17 protein-coding genes are annotated in these 18,786 nt (G+C 72.9%); 7 read left to right on the top strand and 10 right to left on the bottom strand.

All coding sequences use genetic code 11. The features are described 5' to 3' along the window. The first annotated feature begins 17 nt into the window (after positions 1-17). From KJK29_RS01095 to KJK29_RS01080, 4 genes are read left to right on the top strand one after another with little or no spacing between them, the layout of a single operon-like run. Positions 18-1,385, top strand: coding sequence for an ABC transporter substrate-binding protein (locus KJK29_RS01095; protein WP_215116686.1), 1,368 nt, complete (start codon positions 18-20; stop codon positions 1,383-1,385). After that, positions 1,382-2,260: a carbohydrate ABC transporter permease gene (locus tag KJK29_RS01090; RefSeq protein ID WP_215116685.1), complete on the top strand. Its 879-nt coding sequence runs from the start codon at positions 1,382-1,384 to the stop codon at positions 2,258-2,260. The genes KJK29_RS01095 and KJK29_RS01090 overlap by 4 nt, the downstream gene beginning before the upstream one ends. Continuing rightward, entirely contained in the window at positions 2,257-3,141 is an 885-nt protein-coding gene (locus KJK29_RS01085) for a carbohydrate ABC transporter permease (RefSeq protein ID WP_215116684.1), read from the top strand. Before KJK29_RS01090 ends, KJK29_RS01085 begins: the two co-directional genes overlap by 4 nt. After that, positions 3,138-4,547, top strand: coding sequence for an LLM class flavin-dependent oxidoreductase (locus KJK29_RS01080; RefSeq protein ID WP_215116683.1), 1,410 nt, complete (start codon positions 3,138-3,140; stop codon positions 4,545-4,547). Before KJK29_RS01085 ends, KJK29_RS01080 begins: the two co-directional genes overlap by 4 nt. A gap of 7 nt (positions 4,548-4,554) precedes the next feature. Here KJK29_RS01080 and KJK29_RS01075 read toward each other — a convergent pair whose 3' ends face one another. From KJK29_RS01075 to KJK29_RS01040, 8 genes are all read right to left on the bottom strand, one after another. Further along, positions 4,555-5,934: an FAD-binding oxidoreductase gene (locus KJK29_RS01075; protein WP_215116682.1), complete on the bottom strand. Its 1,380-nt coding sequence runs from the start codon at positions 5,932-5,934 to the stop codon at positions 4,555-4,557. Beyond that, the gene (locus tag KJK29_RS01070; protein ID WP_215116681.1) at positions 5,931-7,034 is read right to left on the bottom strand and encodes an LLM class flavin-dependent oxidoreductase; all 1,104 of its coding nucleotides are present in this window, start codon (positions 7,032-7,034) and stop codon (positions 5,931-5,933) included. The genes KJK29_RS01075 and KJK29_RS01070 overlap by 4 nt, the downstream gene beginning before the upstream one ends. 8 nt (positions 7,035-7,042) lie before the next feature. Further along, positions 7,043-8,026, bottom strand: a complete 984-nt coding sequence (locus KJK29_RS01065; protein WP_215116680.1) for an ABC transporter substrate-binding protein — start codon at positions 8,024-8,026, stop codon at positions 7,043-7,045. Continuing rightward, entirely contained in the window at positions 8,023-8,790 is a 768-nt protein-coding gene (locus tag KJK29_RS01060; RefSeq protein WP_251057666.1) for an ABC transporter ATP-binding protein, read from the bottom strand. The genes KJK29_RS01065 and KJK29_RS01060 overlap by 4 nt, the downstream gene beginning before the upstream one ends. Positions 8,791-8,797: 7 nt before the next feature. Continuing rightward, a complete protein-coding gene (locus KJK29_RS01055; RefSeq protein WP_215116679.1) occupies positions 8,798-9,757 on the bottom strand; it encodes an ABC transporter permease in 960 nt (319 codons plus the stop codon). 35 nt (positions 9,758-9,792) lie between these two features. Beyond that, entirely contained in the window at positions 9,793-10,656 is an 864-nt protein-coding gene (locus tag KJK29_RS01050) for a sulfurtransferase (protein ID WP_215116678.1), read from the bottom strand. Next, positions 10,653-11,384, bottom strand: a complete 732-nt coding sequence (locus KJK29_RS01045; RefSeq protein ID WP_215116677.1) for an alpha/beta hydrolase — start codon at positions 11,382-11,384, stop codon at positions 10,653-10,655. The genes KJK29_RS01050 and KJK29_RS01045 overlap by 4 nt, the downstream gene beginning before the upstream one ends. Before the next feature lie 191 nt (positions 11,385-11,575). Further along, complete coding sequence (locus KJK29_RS01040) at positions 11,576-11,737, bottom strand: hypothetical protein (protein WP_215116676.1); 162 nt, start codon at positions 11,735-11,737, stop codon at positions 11,576-11,578. A 96-nt stretch (positions 11,738-11,833) separates the two neighbouring features. On the opposite strand from KJK29_RS01040, the gene KJK29_RS01035 reads away from it, so the two are divergent. Both KJK29_RS01035 and KJK29_RS01030 read left to right on the top strand, forming a co-directional pair. Beyond that, a complete protein-coding gene (locus tag KJK29_RS01035; protein ID WP_215116675.1) occupies positions 11,834-12,712 on the top strand; it encodes a LysR family transcriptional regulator in 879 nt (292 codons plus the stop codon). 60 nt (positions 12,713-12,772) lie between these two features. Further along, on the top strand, positions 12,773-15,907 hold the full coding sequence (locus tag KJK29_RS01030) for an ATP-binding protein (RefSeq protein WP_215116674.1): 3,135 nt from the start codon (positions 12,773-12,775) through the stop codon (positions 15,905-15,907). Here the strand turns inward: KJK29_RS01030 and KJK29_RS01025 are convergent. Next, a complete protein-coding gene (locus KJK29_RS01025) occupies positions 15,888-16,679 on the bottom strand; it encodes an ABC transporter permease (protein WP_215116673.1) in 792 nt (263 codons plus the stop codon). The genes KJK29_RS01030 and KJK29_RS01025 overlap by 20 nt on opposite strands. After that, positions 16,676-17,659: an ATP-binding cassette domain-containing protein gene (locus tag KJK29_RS01020; RefSeq protein WP_215116672.1), complete on the bottom strand. Its 984-nt coding sequence runs from the start codon at positions 17,657-17,659 to the stop codon at positions 16,676-16,678. Before KJK29_RS01020 ends, KJK29_RS01025 begins: the two co-directional genes overlap by 4 nt. A gap of 174 nt (positions 17,660-17,833) precedes the next feature. Here KJK29_RS01020 and KJK29_RS01015 point away from each other — a divergent pair, with 174 nt between their 5' ends. Beyond that, positions 17,834-18,580, top strand: a complete 747-nt coding sequence (locus tag KJK29_RS01015) for a sulfite exporter TauE/SafE family protein (protein ID WP_215124099.1) — start codon at positions 17,834-17,836, stop codon at positions 18,578-18,580. Positions 18,581-18,786 lie beyond the last annotated feature (206 nt).

Here is an 18,786-nt window from a genome sequence, read left to right as displayed (position 1 = left end):
GCCAGGAGAACCACCAAATGACCCCGACCCCGCGCCTGTCGCGTTCCCCGCTCTCCCGCAGACACCTGCTGCGCGCCGCCGGCGGTGCCGCCGCCCTCGCCGCCGCCGGACCGCTCCTGACCGCCTGCGGCTCCTCCGAATCCGTCGCGCTCGACCCGACCGCCAAGCCCGACCTCGACGGGGTCACCCTCAAGATCCTGGCCAACCAGCCGAACGCCCTGTCGTTCAAGTACCTGAGCAAGCCCTTCGAGGAGGCCACCGGCGCCAAGCTGTCGGTGACCCCCGTGCCGTACGACAAGCTCACGGCGAAGGCCGTGCTCGACGTGCAGTCCGGGGCGGGCCAGTTCGACGTCTTCATGTACTGGTACGCGGCCGTCGGCACCCTCGCCGAGGGCGGTGTCATCGAGGACCTCACCGCCTACATCAAGGCGCACAAGGACATCGAGGAGAGCGACTTCCTGCCGTCCCTGTACGACACGTACACCCGCTACGACGGCAAGCGCTGGGGCCTGCCCTACGACGGCGACACCCACATCCTCTTCTACAACACCGAGATCTTCGAGCGGCACAAGGTCGAGGCGCCCCGCACCTGGGACGAGTACAACGACATAGCCGCGAAGATCACCAAGGACGCCAGGGGCAAGTACTACGGCACCATCATCGAGGCCCAGCAGGTCCCCGTGATCCTCGGCTGCGCCTTCGCCAACCGCCTCGCCGGATACGGCGGTTCCTTCCTCGACGCCTCGGGCGCGCCCACCCTCGACACCCCGGAGGCGATCGAGGCCGCGCAGGTGCTGTTCGACGCCGCGCCCAGCGCGCTGCCCACCCCGCTGCAGATCGGCTTCGACCAGGCGCTGCCCGCCTTCCTCGACGGCAAGGGCGCCATGCTCGACTTCTGGACCGACTTCGCCAAGCGCGCCCAGGACCCCAAGCAGTCCAAGGTCGTCGACAAGTGGGCCGTCACCACCCTCCCCGTCGGCGGCGACAACACCAGGCCCCGCACCTCGCTCGACGCGGGCTTCGGACTGGCCGTGTCCACGGCGTCGAAGCAGAAGGAGGCCGCCGCCGCCTTCATCAAGTGGGCGACCGCCGCACAGCAGAACCTCCTCGTGCTCGCCCGGCCCGACGCGGGCGCCGACCCGATCCGCACCAGCACCCTCAGCTCCTCGGCGTTCCGCAAGAACTCGCCCGACTCCTACGAGGTCGTCCGCACCGGCCTCGCGGGCGACCCCCTGCCCTGGCCGACCGTGCCCAAGGCCCCCGATCTGCTCCAGACCCTCGTGGACGAGCTCGCCCTCGGCCTGCAGGGCAAGCAGAGCGCGAAGACCGCCCTGGGGAACACGCAGCGCGCCTGGGCCAAGGAACTCAAGGGAGCCTCCGGATGACAGCCAGGACGGCCGCCCGGGTCCCCGGAGCGCTCGCCGCGCCGTCCGTGGCCTTCCTCGCGGTCTTCGCCGCCTACCCGCTCGTCTACGTCATCGGCCTGGCCTTCACCGACTCCACCCTGGCCCGGCCCCTGCAACGCTGGACCGGGTTCGACAACTTCCGTACCGCGCTGGAGAGCCAGTCGTTCACCGGCTCGCTGTGGCGGTCGGTGCTCTTCGCGGTGCTCGCCGCCGCCGTGCAACTGGTGCTGGGCACGGCCCTCGCGCTCCTGCTGCGTGCCCGGGCCGCCCGCCCGGGCCTGCTGGGCACGCTCCTGCTGCTTCCGCTGGTCACGCCGCCCGTCATGGTCGGCGTGGCGTGGAAGCTGCTGCTGGCCCCGGTGGGCGGCGCCCTCAACGGCGTCCTGCAGGCGGCAGGACTGCCCGGCGTGAATCCGCTCGGCAGCGGTACGGGGGCGTTCATCACCCTCGTCGTCATCGACAGCTGGCAGTGGACACCCTTCGTGATGCTGCTCGTGTACGCCGCGCTCCTCGGAGTACCGGACGAACTGCGCGAGGCAGCCGCCCTCGACGGCGCCGGCCGTGCGCGCACCCTCCGCTCGATCGTCCTGCCGTACATCGAACCGACCCTGCTGTCCGTCCTGCTGCTCAAGCTGGTGATCGGCTTCAAGGTCTTCGACATCGTCTACGTCGTGACGTCCGGCGGCCCCGGCTTCTCGACCACCACGAGCACGTACGACATCCAGCGCACCGCCCTGCAGGAGTTCGACGTCGGCGGCGCGGCGGCCGCGACCGTGCTGTTCTCCCTGCTCATCGGCCTGGTCACCAGTCTGGTGGCGATCCGCCGCAAGAAGTACGAGGAGGTGGCGGTGTGACCACGCTCGAAGCCGTACGGGAAGAGGTCGGGGCCGAACCCGAGACCGAGAAGCCCCTGCACCGCCCGGCCGGGCGCCGCCGTCCCACCGGCGTCACCGCGCTGCTCACGGTCATCGCCCTGCTCATGGCCGTACCGCTGCTGTACGTCGTCTCCCTCTCCGTCCGCTCCCGCGACGACGTCCTCAACGGCGGACTGCTGCCCTCGCACCTGTTCTGGCGGAACTGGCCCGACACCTTCCGGGCCGTCGAGGTCGGCCACTACATCGTCAACTCCTGGACGGTCGCGGCCGGTTCCGTCATCCTCACGCTGGCGATCGCCGTACCGGGCGCCTACTTCACGGCTCGGGCCGGACGCAGAGGGGGACGGCTCGCGACCCTGGTGCTGTCCAGCTACTGCGCCCCGCCCGTCGTCGCCGTCCTGCCGCTCTTCTATCTGCTGCGGAACCTGGAGCTGAACAACACCGTCACCGGGCTCGCCCTCGTGGACGGTCTGGCGAACGTGCCGGTGGCGATCTGGCTGCTGGACGGCTTCGTACGGAAGGTGCCCAAGGAGATCGAGGAGGCCGCCTGGCTCGACGGACTCGGACCCTGGGCGAGCCTCAGGCGGGTCGTCCTGCCGCTCATCGCGCCGGGTGTCGCGGCCGCCGCGCTGATCTGCTTCTTCCTCAGCTACAACGAGTTCCTCTTCGCCCTCAGCTTCGCCCAGGACAGCAGTGCGCAGACCCTGCCGGTGCTGCTCTCCCTCTTCCAAGGCGACAAGAACGTGGAGTTCGGCCAGCAGGCCGTCGTCTCCCTCATCGGCATCGCGCCCGTCTACGTCCTGGCCGTGGCCGCCCAGCGCCGGCTCGTCGCCGGCCTGTCCTCCGGAGCCCTGAAATGACCCGCCGCATCCATCTGAACGCCTTCGACATGGCCTGCGTCGGCCACCAGTCGCCCGGCCTGTGGCGGCACCCCGACGACCAGGCGCACCGCTACACCGACCTCGCCTACTGGACCGACCTGGCGCGGCTGCTGGAACGCGGCGGCTTCGACTCCCTCTTCATCGCCGACGTGCTCGGCGCGTACGACGTCTACCAGGGCTCGCGTGACGCCGCCGTCCGCCAGGGCGCGCAGATCCCGCTGTCCGACCCGCTGCCCGCCGTCTCCGCCATGGCCGCGGTGACCGAGCGCCTCGGCTTCGGCGTGACCGTCTCCCTCACCTACGAGCAGCCGTACAAGCTCGCCCGCACCCTCAGCACCCTCGACCATCTGACCAAGGGCCGGATCGCCTGGAACGTCGTCACCTCCTACCTGGAGAGCGCGGCCCGCAACCTGGGGCTCGGTGAACAGGTCGGGCACGACGACCGCTACGAGGTCGCCGAGGAGTTCCTCGAGGTCTGCTACAAGCTGTGGGAATACTCCTGGGACGACGACGCGGTGGTCCGCGACCGTGAGCGGGGCGTCTTCACCGACCCCGACCGCATCCGGGACATCGCCCACAAGGGCCGCCACTTCACCGTGCCCGGCGTGTTCCTGTCCGAGCCGTCACCGCAGCGCACCCCGGTGGTCTTCCAGGCCGGCGCCTCCCCGCGCGGCCGGGCCTTCGCCGCCCGGCACGGTGAGGGCGTCTTCATCAACGCCGTCACACCGGAGGCGACCCGCCGTGTCGTCGACGACATCCGGGCCAAGGCCGCCGCCGAGGGCCGCGACCCGTACGGCGTCAAGATCTTCATCCTGCTCACCGCGATCACCGCCCCCACCGACGAGGAGGCCCGGGCCAAGTACGACGACCTGATCTCCTACGCCTCCTATGAGGGCGCCCTCGCCCTCTACGGCGGCTGGAGCGGCCTCGACCTGTCCGAACTCGCCCCGGACGAGCCCCTGGAGTACGTCGACACCGAAGCCGTGCGCTCCGCGCTCGCGATCTTCTCCACCGCCGATCCGAGCCGCCGGTGGACCCCCGACCAGGTGGCCCGCTACCTGGGCATCGGCGGCATCGGGCCCGTGGTCGTGGGATCCCCGGCCGCGGTCGCCGACGAGCTCGAACGCTGGGTGGAGGAGGCGGACATCGACGGCTTCAACCTCGCCTACGCCGTGACGCCCGGCACCTTCGCCGACTTCGTCGACCTGGTCGTCCCGGAGCTGCGTTCCCGAGGCCGGCTCCCGGAGGAACCCACCGCCGCAACCCTGCGCGAACGCCTGCACGGCCCGGGCGGCGGACCTCGTGTCAGGGCCGACCACCCGGCCGCCGAGTACCGCGAACTGGCCGCCCAGGAGCGGAAGTCGGCCGAGGACCGCCGGGACTGACGGGAGGTCAGAGGGCCTTGCCGGGGTTGAGGACGTGGTGCGGGTCGAACGCCGCCTTCACACGCCGCTGCAGCGCGTGCTGCTCGGCGCCGAGCTCCTCGGCGAGCCAGCGCCGCTTGAGCGTCCCCACCCCGTGCTCGCCGGTGAGCGTGCCGCCCAGGCGCAGCGCGGTGGCGAAGATGTCGCTCGCCGCCTTCCAGGCCGCCTCCGGAATGTCGGGGGAGTCGGGGTCGAGGACGAGGATGGGGTGGAGATTGCCGTCGGCGGCGTGGGCGAAGGTGAAGATCCGTACGTCGTGGCGCTCGGCGACGGCCGCGATCTCCCGGACCGCTGTCGCCAGTTGAGCCCGTGGCACCGCGATGTCCTCGATCAGCACCCGGCCGATGCGTTCCAGGGAGGGCAGGACGAGCCTGCGGGCGGTGAGAAGCCGGTCCGCCTCCACCGGGTCGGTGGTGGTCTCGACGGACGCCGCACGCTTCCGCAGCAGCCGTACCGCCTCCTCGGCCTCCGCTTCCGCGGCCCGCCCGTCGCACTGCAGAAGCAGCAGCGCACCGCCGCGCGAGCGCAGATCGGTGCCCTGGGCGGCGTCCACGGCCGCCAGGACCGGACCGTCCAGCAGCTCGGCCATCACGGGCTCGACACGGGCGGCGGTGAGCTCGGACACGGCCTCGGCGCCCTCGGCGAAGGTGTCGAAGTACGCGGCGACGGTGGCGGTCGACTCCGGTACCGGCCGCAGCCGCAGCGTCGCGGCGGTGATCACGCCGAGGGTGCCCTCGGAGCCGGTGAGCAGCGCCGTCAGGTCGTAGCCGGTGACGCCCTTGACGGTGCGCCGGCCGGTCCGGATCAGCGTCCCGCCGGCGAGCACCGCGTCGAGCCCGAGCACGGCGTCCCGGGTCACCCCGTACTTGGCGCAGCGCAGCCCGCCCGCGTTGGTCGCGATGTTGCCGCCCACCGTGGAGATCGCAGCGCTCGCCGGGTCGGGCGCGTAGCGCAGTCCGAACTCGCCCGCCGCACGGTCCAGTTCGGCGGTGATGACGCCCGGCTCCACGACGGCGGTCTGTTCCTCGGGGTTGAGCTCGACGATCCGGTTCATCCGCGACAGGTCGACGACGACACTGCCCGCCCCCGCGTTCGCCCCGCCGGACAGTCCGGTGCCCGCCCCGCGCGGTACGACCGGCACCCGCAGCTCGTGCGCGTGCCGCAGCGCGGTCCGGACGTGCTCGGCGCGGGTGGCGTGCACGACCGCCAGCGGCTCCCCGTCCGGGCGGCTGCCCGAGCGGTCGGCGGCGTACGGCGCGGTGGCCTCGGAGCCGACACTGAGCGTGCCCTCGGGCAGCTCGCGGCGGAGCGCGGTGAGGAGCCGGGCGGCCGGAGCGTCCCGGCTCATGCGGCCGCCCCCGAGGAGGCGCGGTGCTTCAGCTCCTGGCGGACCAGTGGAAGGACGTGGCGGGCGTAGTCGATCGCGTCGTTGAGCGGGTCGTAGCCACGCATGGACAGCAGCTCGCAGCCGATGTCGACGTAGTCGAGCAGCGCCTTGGCGACCGTCTCGGGGGAGCCGACCAGCGCGGTGGAGGCGCCGGCGGCGTTGGTGGCCGTGGCGGGCGCGGTCCACAGGCAGCGGTCGTGGACCTCGCCGCGTTCGGCGACGGCCAGCAGCCGCTGCGAACCGACATTGGCCGGGGTGCCCTGGCCGCGGGCCGGGTAGTGGCGCCGCTTGGCCCGCTCCTCGTGGTTCGTGGTGATCGTGCCGAGGATGCGGTGCGCCTTCTCCCAGGCCAGCTCGTCGGTGGGCGCGATGATCGGGCGGAAGGACACCCAGATGCGCGGGTGGGGCCGGCCGGCGGCGTCGGCGTACTTGTTGACGGCCGCGATCTGTTCGGCGGTCTCCTTCAGCGGCTCGCCCCACAGCCCGAAGATGTCGCCCTGCTGCCCGCCCACCCGGTAGGCGTCCTCCGAGGAGCCGCCCACCGAGAGGGGGATGGTGCCGTGGTACGGGGTGACATCGGAGCGGAAGCCCTCGAAGCGGTAGTACGGGCCCTCGTGCGAGACGGGCCCGTCGGCCGCCCACACCTCGCGCAGGATCCGGATGTACTCGTCGGAACGCGCGTACCGCTCGCTCTTGTTCAGGTAGTCGCCCTCGCGGCGCTGCTCCTCGTCGTTGCCGCCGGAGATGATGTGCACCGCCAGACGGCCCTTGCTGATCCGGTCCAGGGTGGCCAGGGCCCGGGCCGCGTGGGTCGGGAAGATCACGCCGGGGCGGTGGGCGAGGACGGGCTTGATGCGCTCGGTGTGGTTCGCGACGAACTGCGCCAGTTGCAGCGCGTCGGGCGAGGCCGAGTGGTAGGTGACGAGGGTGTAGTCGAAGCCGCCGTCGTCCAGGGCGCGGGCGTAGCGGCGGGCGTAGTCGACGTCGATGCCCGTGCCCGCGGTGGGGTCGCCCTCGGTGGCGGGGTTGGGGTGGACGGCGCTGATGAACTCGACGGGCATGGCGGGGCTCATTCCTTGACGAGGCTGGAGTCGACGTGGTCGGCGACGGTCGGGTTCGGGGTGAGGACACCGATGCCGTGCATGGTGTCGCCGACCTTCTGCACGGACTCGACCACCTGTGAACCGACCGGCAGCAGCTCGCCGTTGGACTGGCTCACCAGTGTCTTCGCGATCGCGGGAGAGGCCCCGTTGTTGCGCTGGATGGCCTTGGCGTAGTCGTCCGGGTGCTTGCGCGACCAGGCCAGGGCCTTGTCCAGACGGCGCAGATAGTCGGCGATGGCGGCCTTCTTGGTCTTGTCGGCCAGGGCCTTCTCGGAGGCGCCGATGAAGCCGTAGCCGCTCACCCGCCCGTCGGCGCCGTTGACCAGGAGCCGGCCGCCCTGCTGCTCGGCGACGGCCTTGTAGACCCCGAAGGTCGCCCACGCCTCGATCTTGCCGGACGTGAACGCGGCCTGCGCGTCCGTCGGCAGCAGGTACTGCACCTTGACGTCGGAGTACTTCAGCCCGGCCCGCTGCAGCACATGCGCGAGCAGGTACTCGGCGATGGACCCCTTGGCGGAGGAGACCACGACCTTCTTGCCCTTGAGGTCCTTGACGCTCTTCACCGACGAGTTCCCCCGGACCACGATCCCGGTGTGCGTGCCGTCGTTGCGCAGCGCGCCCACCGCCTTCACCGGCACACCCCCGGACAGCGCCTGGAGCGTGGGCAGATCGGCGGCGTAGGAGGTGTCGGCGGCCCCGGCCTGCACGGCCTGGAAGAGCGGCGCGGCCCCCTCGAACTCGGCCCATTTGACCTTGTACGACGTCCCCTTGAGGGCCCCGGAGGCGTTGAAGAGGGTCTGCAGGTTCTTGGCCTGGTCGCCGATGACGAGCGTCCCGGAGTCGCTTCCGCCGGAGGCGGCCGCACCGCTGCCGCCGCAGGCGGTGGTGGCGAGCAGGGCGGTCAGGGAGAGCGCGGCGCCGAGGGCGCGGCGGGTGGTCGTGCGGATCATGAGGTGGATGCCGTTTCTGTCGTGGCCTCTTCGCGAGGCGCCGAGGCGTCGTGGACGCCGAGCCGGTGCAGCAGTTCGCCGCGCAGCCGTACGAAGTCGGGGGAGCCGAGCGCACGGGGCCGTTCCAGGCCGACCTCGGCCTCGTGGGCGATGCGCCCGCCGTCCATCACCAGGACCCGGTCGGCCAGCAGCAGCGCCTCCTCCACGTCGTGGGTGACCAGCAGCACCGAGCAGCCGTGCCGCTGCCACAGGTCGGCCACCAGCCGTTGCGCCCGGCCGCGGGTGAGGGCGTCCAGGGCGCCGAACGGCTCGTCGAGCAGGAGCAGTTCGGGCTCGCGGACCAGCGCCCGGGCCAGCGATACGCGCTGGGCCTGGCCGCCGGAGAGGGTCTTGGGCCAGCTGCCCGCGTACTCCTCGATGCCGACCTCGGCGAGATAGCGCTCGGCGAGCTGCCGGTCCTTGGAGCGGGGCAGCCCGAGCACGACGTTGCGCCACACCCGCAGCCAGGGCATCAGCCGCGGCGACTGGAAGGCCACCGAGCGGCGTTCGGGCACGGTCACCTCGCCCTCGGTCTCGCTGTCCAGCCCGGCGAGGATCTTCAGCAGGGTCGACTTGCCGCAGCCGCTGTGTCCGAGCAGGGCGACGAACTCGCCCCGGCGGATGGTCAGATCGAGGTCGTCGATGACGGTCTTGTCGTCGAAGGCGCGGCTCAGGCCGCGTACCTCCACCTGGGTGCCCACCGTCGTACTCGCAGTCGTGCTCATCGCTCCCTCACGCCCCTTCGCCGTCGAACGAGGCCCGCCAGGCCAGCAGCCGCCGCGACAGCAGCCGTACGGCGAAGTCGCACAGCAGCCCCAGCACCGCGTAGACGGCGAGGCACAGGACGATGACGTCGGTCTGGAAGTACTGCTGGGCGTTGCTCATCAGATAGCCGATGCCGGCGTCGGCGTTGACCTGCTCGGCGAAGACCAGCGCGAGCCAGGCCGTGGACAGCGCGTAGCGCAGGCCGACCAGGGCACCGGGCAGCGCGGACGGCAGGATCACGTACCGGACCAGACCGATCCGGCCGAGCCCCGCCATCCGTCCGGCCTCGATGAGCTGGGAGTCGGCCGATCGGATACCGCCGTAGATGTTGAAGTAGAGCGGGTAGGTGACGCCGAGCGCGACCAGCGCGATCTTCGGGGTCTCGTCGATGCCGAACCAGACGATGAACAGCGGGATGAGACCCACCCACGGGATGGCCCGGAACATGCCCATCGACGCGTCGATGACGTCCTCGCCCAGCCGGAACAGCCCCGCGGTGAGCGACAGCGCCAGCGCGACGGTCGCACCGATGAGGAACCCGGTCGCGGCGCGGCGGCCGGACGCGGCGATGGCCTGCGGCAGTTCACCGGTGCCGATCAGGTCACCGGCCCGCCGGACGACGTCGACGGGGGAGGCCAGTACCGACTCGGGCAGTACGCCCGTGGCGCTGGCCAGGAACCAGACCAGCACCAGCCCCAGGGGCCCGGAGGCCCGGCGCACACCACGCGGTACACGGAAACGGGAGCGGGACCGAGGGCGGGACTGCTTGCGCGGGGCGCCGGGGCGGACCTTCTCCGTGGCGGTGGGGCGAGGCGGCTGCTCCGGTCCGTCTGCCGCCGCGGCTTCCCGCGCGGTGGATGTCGTCGGTGGTGCGGACCCGTGTGTGGGCAGGGAGGGTTCGGACACGGTGGAGTGCGGGGAGGGCATGAGGGGCCTCTCGTTGAGGGGACGGGGGCAGAGGGTCAGCCCGGCTGTTCTCCCTGTGCCGCGGGGCGTGTGGGGTCGGCGGACCAGGCGGACCAGGAGCCGGCGTAGAGGGCGGCCGGGATGCCGGCGTGGGCCAGGGCCGCGACGGTGTGGGCGGCCGTGACGCCGGAGCCGCAGTAGACACCGACCTCGGTCGCGTCGTCGGCGCCCAGCGCGGTGAAGCGCAGGGCGAGGTCCTCGGCGGAGCGGAAGGTGCCGTCCGCCGCCAGGTTGTCGCCCGTCGGGGCGGAGCGGGCGCCGGGGATGTGCCCGGCGCGCGGGTCGACCGGCTCGACCTCGCCCCGGTACCGCTCGGCGGCCCGTGCGTCCAGCAGGACCCCGCCACGGGCGACTTCGGCCGCCCCGTCCGCGTCCAGGACGGGCAGCTGCCCCGGCTTGAGCACGATGTCGCCGGGCGCCGGCGTCTCCGGCTCGCCGCTCGCCGTCGGCAGCCCCGCCGCGCGCCAGGCGTCCAGGGCCCCGTCCAGCAGGAGCACCTGCTCGACCCCGGCCCAGCGCAGCAGCCACCAGGCGCGGGCGGCCGCGGTGTTGCCGTTGTCGTCGTAGACCACCACCGGACGCCCGGCGGTCAGCCCCCAGCGGCGCGCCGCGGCCTGCAGCGACTCCCGGTCCGGCAGCGGATGACGGCCGCCCTCCGGTGTCGCGGGAGCGGCGAGCTCGGTGTCGAGGTCGACGTAGAGGGCGCCGGGAATGTGCTCCCTGAGATAGTGCTCGCGTCCGTGCGGATCGCCGAGCCGCCACCGCACGTCGAGGACGACCGGGGCCGGATCAGCGGTGCGTGCGAGGAGGTCCAGTCCGGCGGCGGTGGTCAGCACGGGGAGGGTCTCGAACGCGGTCATGCGATGTCCTCGGCGACGGCGATGGGCGCCAGGTCGGGGGAGAGCCGCAGCCGCTCCAGGAAGAGCACGACGGTGGCGGCGGCGGTGCGGTGGGTGAGGTCGTTGAGGACGTCGTGCCGGGTCCCGGCCAGGCTCACCAGTTCCGCTTCCGGGAGCGCGCTGTAGACGCGTCGGGCCTCGTCGAGGGGGCTGATGCCGTCCTCGGCGCCGTGCAGACCGAGCACGGGCAGGGAGATCCGGTCCAGCGCGGGCAGTTCCAGTGCCGCGGGCTCCTCCAGGGCACCACGCCGGAAGGCGGTGTCGGAGGTCAGCCGGCCCCGGTGCGTGGGGCAGGCGGTGCGCTGTTCCAGTTCGCCTTCCCAGTCAGGTGCCGTGGTGCCCGTGTCGGTGGCCGTCGGCAGGCCGGCGAGGATCAGCGCGTCCAGGCCGGGGGTGTCGCGGGCGGCCAGCGTCGCGGCGTACGACGCGCCGGTGTCGGAGCCGACCAGCACCCGCGGACCGGGCAGCGTCTCGTCGCGCAGCAGCTTGGCCGCGGAGTCGAGGACGGCGACCGGGTCAAGGGCGGCGTCCCCGAGGGCCCGGACGCGGTACCCGTCGGCGGCGATACGGCGGCCGAACCGCTCGTACACACCGCCGTGTTCACCCCGGCCGGGGAGCAGGATCAGGGTGCCGCGCGGGGCGCTTCCTTCGGGTTCGTCCCAGGAGTGGACAGGCTGAGAAGAGCTCATGGCGACTCGATTCATCGACAGCGGCGACGCCCGGGCAGGGCGTGGCGGTGCGGTGGGCGGGAGGGGGAGGCGGTGCACGGCGGTACGGAGCACGCGCGGCGGGCGCGGCATGGTCCGAACGGCGAAGCGGGGGCGCGCTCGCAGGTGGGCGCTCGAAGGGGGCGCGCGCTCGAGAAGGGGCGCGAAAGGGGTCAGCGACAGCGCATGGCGCCGCTGCGGCCGAAGTCGACCACGCGCCGCTGCGTCAGCCAGGCACCCGCGCCGCAGCGCGCCGCCGACCCGGTGGCCGACGGCCGGGGTCCGACGCGGTGGGCGCGCGGCCGGTGGGCCGTCGCGAGGGCTGAACGCAGCATGCGCTCAGCATGCACGAGGCAAGAGACCGACGTCCAACGACGATTCGCCATCAGAACCGATCAGGATCCGTCATCGATGGCTGCTAACCTGCGGTCATGCGGCCGGTTCTGGACATCGTGGCACTGCGCAGCCTCATCGCCGTCGCCGACTACGGCGGCTTCCACCGGGCTGCCGCGGAACTCTCCCTCAGCCAGTCCGCCGTCAGCCAGCACGTACGACGCCTGGAGAAGTCCCTCGGACATCCCGTCGTGGAACGCGACGGCCGCAAGACCCGGTTCACCGCCCTCGGCGCCCAACTCCTGGAAGAGGCACGGCTGATCCTCGGGGCGCACGACGCCGCCGTCCAGCGCCTCCTGGGCGAGGAGGGCGCGACGGCCGCGACCGTCGTCATCGGCGCCACCGAACACGGCGCCGACCAGATCCTCCCGGCACTCACCGACGCCGTCCGCGAGGTCCGCCCGGACGCCGAGGTGCGGGTACGGATCGACCGTTCGGCGCGGCTGACCGAGGCGGTCGAACGCGGTGAGCTCGACCTCGCCGTCTACGTCACCGAGGCGACCGCCACCGAGGGCACCTCCGTGGGAGACCTCCCGCTGCGCTGGTACGCCGCCCCGGGCTGGCAGCCGCCCGCCACCGGCCAGCTTCCCCTGGTCGCGGTCAACGCGCCGTGCGTCATCCGCCGTCGCGCCCTCACCGAACTGGCCGCCCGCCGGATGCCGGCCACCGTGGTCGCCGAGGCCGGATACCTCGCGGGCGTCCTCGACGCGGCCCGCGCCGGGCTCGGCGCCGCACTGCTCGCCGTCCCCGGCGGACAGCACCCCGACGGCCTCGCCCCGTACCGAGGTCTGCCCGCGGTCCCGCCGGTCCGGCTCAGCGCCCTCGCCCGACGCGGCTCCGACCCCTCCCTGACGGGGGCCGCGGTCCAGGCCGTGCGCGCCCTGCTCGCCTCCCGCGCGACGGACCGGGCGGCGTAGCGTGCCGCTCCGCCGCCGAGGCCGGGGTCGCGGCGGCCGGGCCTTGGCTAATCTGCACGGGTGACCACCGACCTGACCCTGCTGCCGCGTGTCTCCTACCGGGGACAGGAGGTCACCGCGCCCCGGCTCCGGGGCCTCCTCGCGCTGCTCGCGGGCGACTTGCGCACCGGCTGCAGCACCGAACGGCTCGTGGCGGGGCTCTGGCCCGACGCGTTGCCGGAGCGGCCGGGAAAGGCGCTGCAGGTCCTCGTGTCCCGGGCGCGGGCCCAGCTGGGCGCCGACGTCATCGCCGGCACGCCGACCGGATACCGGCTCACCCTCGCCGAGGACCAGGTCGACAGCTCCGCCCTGCTGCGGCACGCCGCCGCCGGCGCGGACCGGGCCAGGGCCGGGGACCACGCCGGATCGCTGGCCGCCGCCGAGGCCGGGCTCGCACTGTGGGAGGGGACCGCGGACCAGGGCGGCGACAGCGACGACCCCGTGGCCGCGCTGCGCACCGACCGCGCCCCCGTGCGCGCCACCCTCGTCCGCGCGCGGGCGCTCGCGCTCGCCCGGCTGGGCCGGCACGCGGAGGCCGCCGGGCCGCTGGCCGCCGTGGCCTCCGAGCGTCCGCGCGACGAGGAAGTCCTCGCCGAACTCCTGCGCGCCGAAGCCGCGACGGCCGGCCCGTCCGCCGCGCTCACGCGGTACGAGGCCTACCGCCGCGAGCTGCGCGACGAACTCGGTACGGACCCCGGCGCCGGACTCAAGGCCGTACAGCGGGAGCTGCTGCGCGGGGAGGCGCCCGCGGTCAGACACGGCGTGCCGCACGAGCCGAACCCGCTCCTCGGCCGGGACGAGGACATCGCGGCGGTGGAGCGGCTGCTGAGCGCCTCCCGCGCCGTCACCGTCGCCGGGCCCGGCGGTCTCGGCAAGACCCGGCTCGCGCACGCCGTCAGCCGCCGGGCCGAGCAGCGCGTGGTGTACTTCGTGCCGCTCGCCGGTGTCACCGCGGACGCGGACGTGACCGCCGAGGTGGCCTCCGCGCTCGGCGCCGGCGAAGGGCGGCCCGGTGCCGCCCTGAGCGGCCACGACCCCGTCTCCGGCATCCTCGGCGTACTCGGCCCCGGCCCCGCCCTGCTGGTGCTGGACAACTGCGAGCAGATCGTCCGGGGCGCCGCCGACCTCGTCCAGGCCCTGGTCTCCGCCTCGAAGGACCTGCGGGTCCTCGTCACCAGCCGGGCGCCCCTCGGCCTGACATCGGAGGCCGTGTACGCGCTGCCGGAGCTGGGCCTCGCCACCTCGGTCGAGCTGTTCACCCAGCGGGCCCGCGCCGCCCGGCCCGGCGTGCACCTGCCGCCGGACGCGGTGGCCGAACTGTGCCGCCAGCTCGACGGGCTGCCGCTCGCCGTGGAGCTGGCCGCGGCGCGGGTACGGGTGCTGTCGGTGCCGGACATCGCCCGCCGCCTCGGCGACCGGTTCGCGCTGCTGCGCGGCGGGGTGCGCAGCGTGCCGGAGCGGCACCGCACGCTGCACGCCGTCGTGGACTGGAGCTGGAACCTCCTCGACGAGGAGGCCAGGGCGGCGCTGCGCCTGCTGTCCGTCTTCCCCGGCGGCTTCACGGGCGAGGCGGCGGACCAGGTCCTCGGCGAGGACGCGCTGTTCCTGCTGGAGCAGCTGGCCGATCAGTCGCTGCTCACCGTCGCCGACACCCCGGCCGGTGTGCGGTTCCGGATGCTGGAGACCGTACGGGAGTTCAGCGCGGCCCGGCGCGCGGAGGCGGGCGAGGACGAGGAGGCCGTCCGCCGGTTCCTCGTCTGGGCGCGGGACTTCGGGGTCGCGCACCACGACTGGTTCTTCGGCTCGGGACCACTGTCCGCCTGGGAGCGGATCAGGGCCGAGCAGGACAACCTCGTGTCGGCCCTGCGGCACGCCCTGGCCCGTACGGACGGCCCCACCATCGCCGCCCTCACCGCGGTCCTCACCGCCCTGTGGTCCACCGGCTCCAACTTCACCCGCCTCACCACCCTCGCCGCGGACACCGGTCCGCCCCTGTCGCACTACCACCCCGAGCCCGAGTACGTCGAAGTCGCCCGCTCCGCCGCGGTGTTGTCCACGGCGACCCTGTTCATGGGCTACGGCCCGCACGTCGTACGCCAGCTCGTCACCCTCCGGCGGCTGCCCCCGGCCCCGCCGGACACCCTGGTGCGCGCCATCGCGGTGGTGCTGGGCGCGGTCCCCGAGATGCGGCCTCCCGACTACGAGGTGCTGCGACAGCTCTGCGACAGCGAACAGCCGCTGCTCGCCGGCATCGCCGAGTGCGTCGCCACCTACGTCTGGGAGTACGAACACGACATCGATCGCGCGCACGCCTCTGCCCGCCGGATCATCGCCGCACTCGCGCCGGTCGACAACCCGTTCCTCCAGGTCATAGGCCACGCACGACTCGGCGAGCTGTGCCTGAGGACGGAGCGGGGCGACGCCGCGTACGAGCATCTCAAGGCGGCACTGGAGGCGCTGCCGCGCCTCGGTGACGAGCACGACTCCCTCGGGATACGCAGTGGCCTCGTCCTCGCCTGCCTGCACCGCGGCGACCCCGACGAGGCCGAGTACTGGCTGCGGCAGGCGGAGGGTCACAACGCCCAGCTGCAGGACGACTTCCACAGCCCCGGCCTCGGCGGGCGCGCCGAGATCGCGCTCGCCCGCGGGCTGACGGAGGTCGGTCTCGGCCTGTGGCGCAGTGCCGTGGAGGGGATGGCCGAGGCCGGCCCGATGCACAGCGGCGATCCCTTCCTCGACCGGTGGGTGCTGCAGATCCAGTCGGCGGCGGTGACGGCGCACGCGCACGTCGGCCGTCTCGAGCCGGTCGCGGAGGTGGTCGACGGGCTGCGGCAGGAGCTGCGGACCATGCTCGACGGTCCGGCCGGCTCGCCCATGGAGCTTCGGTACGGGACGGTGCTGCACGCCCTCGGCATGGCGGGGCTCGTGTCCGGCGACGCCTCCGCCGTACGGATGATCGCGCTGGCCGAACGGCTGCGGGTGCTGCGCGACTACCAGCCGACGATGTCGGCGGCCCGGGCCCGGCAGGCGGCCGAGAAAGCCGACAGGGCGGCCTACGCCGACGCGGTGTCGGAGTACGCCGCCCTGGAGCGGAACGAGTTGCGGGATGCGGCCCGCGCCGTCATGGCGGTCGCTTCTACTTCGGGTCGCGGTTGAACTGTGCCGTCGACCAGCGGTAGCCGAGGGCGCTCAGGCCGACGCACCAGGCGACGGCGATCCAGCCGTTGTTGCCGATCTCGGTGCCGAGGAGCAGACCGCGCAGGGTTTCGATGGCGGGGGTGAAGGGCTGGTACTCGGCGATCGGCTGGAACCAGCCCGGCATGGTGTCGGCCGGGATGAAGGCGCTGGAGATGAGCGGGAGCAGGATCAGCGGCATGGCCATGTTGCTGGCCGCCTCGGGGTTCGGGCTGGCCATGCCCATGCCGACCGCGATCCAGGTGAGGGCGAGGGAGAACAGGGCCAGCAGTCCCACCGCCGCGACCCATTCCAGGATCGTGGCGTCCGTGGAGCGGAACCCGATGGCCACCGCGACGGCACCGACGAGGACCAGGCTGGCCATCACCTGCAGCACACTGCCGACGACGTGCCCGATGAGCAGGGAGCCCCGGTAGATGGACATCGTCCGGAAGCGGGCGATGAGGCCCTCGGTCATGTCCATCGAGACGGCGATCGCGGCCCCGATCACGGTGGAGCCGATGGTCATCATCAGCAGGCCCGGGACGATGTAGGCGATGTAGTCGGAGCGGTCGGCGCCGCTGCCGCCGATGCCCGCGCTCATCACGTCGCCGAAGATGTAGACGAAGAGCAGGAGCAGCATGATCGGAGTGAGCAGCAGGTTCAGCGTCATCGACGGATAGCGGCGGGCGTGCAGCAGGTTGCGGCGCAGCATCGTGGACGAGTCGCGCACGGCGAGGGCGAGGGAGCTCATCGGACGTTCTCCTTGGGCTGGTTGGGGACGTTGGTGGGGCCGGTGGTGGTGCTGGTCAGGGCGAAGAACACGTCGTCGAGGTCCGGGGTGTGCACGGTGAGCTCGTCGGCCTCGACGCCGGCCGTGTCGAGCCAGTCGAGGATGGAGCGCAGCTCGCGCTGGCTGCCGTCGCTCGGGATCTGCAGGGCGAGGGCCTCGTCGTCGCGGGTGACCTCGCGCAGCGCGGAGGCGGCCGACCGGTAGGCCTCCGGATCGGTGAAGCGCAGCCGCACATGCCCGCCGGGGATGAGCCGCTTCAGTTCCTCGGCGCTGCCCTCGGCGGCGATCGTGCCGTCGTGCAACACCGCGATGCGGTCGGCGAGTTCGTCGGCCTCTTCCAGGTACTGGGTGGTGAGGAAGACGGTCGCCCCGTCCGAGACCAGCTCGCGGATGATGCCCCACATGTTGTGGCGGGAGCGGGGGTCGAGGCCGGTGGTGGGCTCGTCGAGGAAGATGATGCGCGGGTTCCCGACCAGGGTCATGGCGAGGTCGAGGCGGCGCTTCATGCCCCCGGAGTAGGTGGAGGCCGGCTTCTTCGCGGCGTCGGCGAGGTCGAAGCGCCCCAGCAGTTCGGCGGCCACCCGCCGCCCCTCCTGCCTGGGCAGATGGTGCAGGTCCGCCATGAGGAGCATGTTCTCCTCGCCGGTGATCAGCCCGTCGACGGCGGAGAACTGCCCGGTGACGCCGATCGCGGCCCGCACGGCCTGCGGGGCGGTGGCGAGGTCGTGTCCGCCGACCCGCAGCTCACCCGCGTCTGCGGTGATGAGGGTGGAGAGGATCTTGACGGCGGTGGTCTTGCCGGCGCCGTTCGGCCCGAGCAGGGAGAAGACCGTGCCGGCCGGCACCGCCAGATCGATGCCGTCGAGGACCGTCTTGTCCCCGAAGGCCTTGCGCAGCCCCTGGGCCGCGATGGCGAGTGAGTGCAATGTCGTTGTCGTCATGCCGCAGAGCTTGCGGCAGGGCGCATTCAGCGCGGTTTCACGACGGTTTCAGCGCCCTGGAACCGGGCGGCGGAGGGTTCGCGATCTACGCTGTCGCCGGAAAGCCGGGCGGGACAGGCAGCACGGGGGCATCGGGTGGCGTGGGAACTGGGGGCGGCAGGCCTCGCGGCCGGGATGCTCATAGCCGTGGTGACCGCGCCGGTCGGCGTCTCCGGGGCGGTGTTCCTGCTTCCGGTGCAGCTCAGCGTCTTCGCCGTGCCCGACCCGGCTGTCACGCCCACGAACCTGCTCTACAACGTGGTGGCGGGCCCCGGCGCCCTGCTGCGCTACCGACGCGACGGCGCCCTGGCGGGACCGCTCGTCCGCCGCCTGGTGCTGGGCACCCTGCCCGGGGTCGTCCTCGGCGCGGTCATCCGGGTGTTCGCCCTTCCGGGCCCGGGCGTCTTCCGCCTCCTGGTCGCCGCGCTGATGCTGCCGCTCGGCGTCTGGCTCATCACCCGGACCCTGCGCCCCGCGCCCCGCGAGATCCGGCGGCCCGAGCCGTCGCCCCGGACGGTCACCTCCTTTGCCCTCGTGGTCGGCGTGGTGGGCGGCATCTACGGCATCGGCGGCGGCTCGATCCTCGGCCCCGTCCTGGTCGGACGCGGTGTCCCCGTCTCCAAGGTCGCCCCGGCCGCACTCGCCTCCACCTTCGCCACCTCGCTGATCGGCGCCTGCACCTACGCCCTGCTGTCCCTGGCCCACAGCGGCAGCATCGCCCCCGACTGGTTCCTCGGCCTGTCCTGCGGCCTCGGGGGCCTCCTCGGCGGCTACCTCGGAGCCCGCCTCCAGCCCCGCCTGCCCGAGCCCCTGCTCCGCCTCGTCCTCGGCACTCTGGCGACGGCGCTCGGCGTCCTGTACGCGGTCGACGCGCTTCGCTGATCCCCGTCACGGGAGCCCTGAGACACACGACGGAAATCCTCGAACCCCATCCGTCACTCGCGTTTCAGACACCGGTGTTTCGGACAACTCCGGCCGCCCGACGGCGGCTTCAGCGCGGCGTTCACGCGTCCGAGCCCTTGCCGCGTCCGGGGCCGTACGCGTCCGGAATCGCTCGCGTTCGATTCCCGGTCCGGGTCGTTATGCCG

The sequence above is a fragment of the Streptomyces koelreuteriae genome (genome assembly GCF_018604545.1).
GTDB lineage: Bacteria > Actinomycetota > Actinomycetes > Streptomycetales > Streptomycetaceae > Streptomyces > Streptomyces koelreuteriae.
Note: the sequence above shows the minus strand (reverse complement) of the source record. Positions and strands in the feature narration are given on the sequence as shown.

Bases quoted from the DNA above. Each gene is read 5' to 3' on its own strand.
- KJK29_RS01025 (WP_215116673.1), bottom strand. From the start codon at position 16,679: ATGAGCTCCCTCGCCCTCGCCGTGCGCGACTCGTCCACGATGCTGCGC.
- KJK29_RS01095 (WP_215116686.1), top strand. From the start codon at position 18: ATGACCCCGACCCCGCGCCTGTCGCGTTCCCCGCTCTCCCGCAGACAC.
- KJK29_RS01050 (WP_215116678.1), bottom strand. From the start codon at position 10,656: ATGACCGCGTTCGAGACCCTCCCCGTGCTGACCACCGCCGCCGGACTG.
- KJK29_RS01075 (WP_215116682.1), bottom strand. From the start codon at position 5,934: ATGAGCCGGGACGCTCCGGCCGCCCGGCTCCTCACCGCGCTCCGCCGC.
- KJK29_RS01045 (WP_215116677.1), bottom strand. From the start codon at position 11,384: ATGAGCTCTTCTCAGCCTGTCCACTCCTGGGACGAACCCGAAGGAAGC.
- KJK29_RS01055 (WP_215116679.1), bottom strand. From the start codon at position 9,757: ATGCCCTCCCCGCACTCCACCGTGTCCGAACCCTCCCTGCCCACACAC.
- KJK29_RS01035 (WP_215116675.1), top strand. From the start codon at position 11,834: ATGCGGCCGGTTCTGGACATCGTGGCACTGCGCAGCCTCATCGCCGTC.
- KJK29_RS01070 (WP_215116681.1), bottom strand. From the start codon at position 7,034: ATGCCCGTCGAGTTCATCAGCGCCGTCCACCCCAACCCCGCCACCGAG.
- KJK29_RS01065 (WP_215116680.1), bottom strand. From the start codon at position 8,026: ATGATCCGCACGACCACCCGCCGCGCCCTCGGCGCCGCGCTCTCCCTG.
- KJK29_RS01020 (WP_215116672.1), bottom strand. From the start codon at position 17,659: ATGACGACAACGACATTGCACTCACTCGCCATCGCGGCCCAGGGGCTG.
- KJK29_RS01060 (WP_251057666.1), bottom strand. From the start codon at position 8,790: ATGAGCACGACTGCGAGTACGACGGTGGGCACCCAGGTGGAGGTACGC.
- KJK29_RS01090 (WP_215116685.1), top strand. From the start codon at position 1,382: ATGACAGCCAGGACGGCCGCCCGGGTCCCCGGAGCGCTCGCCGCGCCG.
- KJK29_RS01040 (WP_215116676.1), bottom strand. From the start codon at position 11,737: ATGCTGCGTTCAGCCCTCGCGACGGCCCACCGGCCGCGCGCCCACCGC.
- KJK29_RS01015 (WP_215124099.1), top strand. From the start codon at position 17,834: ATGCTCATAGCCGTGGTGACCGCGCCGGTCGGCGTCTCCGGGGCGGTG.
- KJK29_RS01080 (WP_215116683.1), top strand. From the start codon at position 3,138: ATGACCCGCCGCATCCATCTGAACGCCTTCGACATGGCCTGCGTCGGC.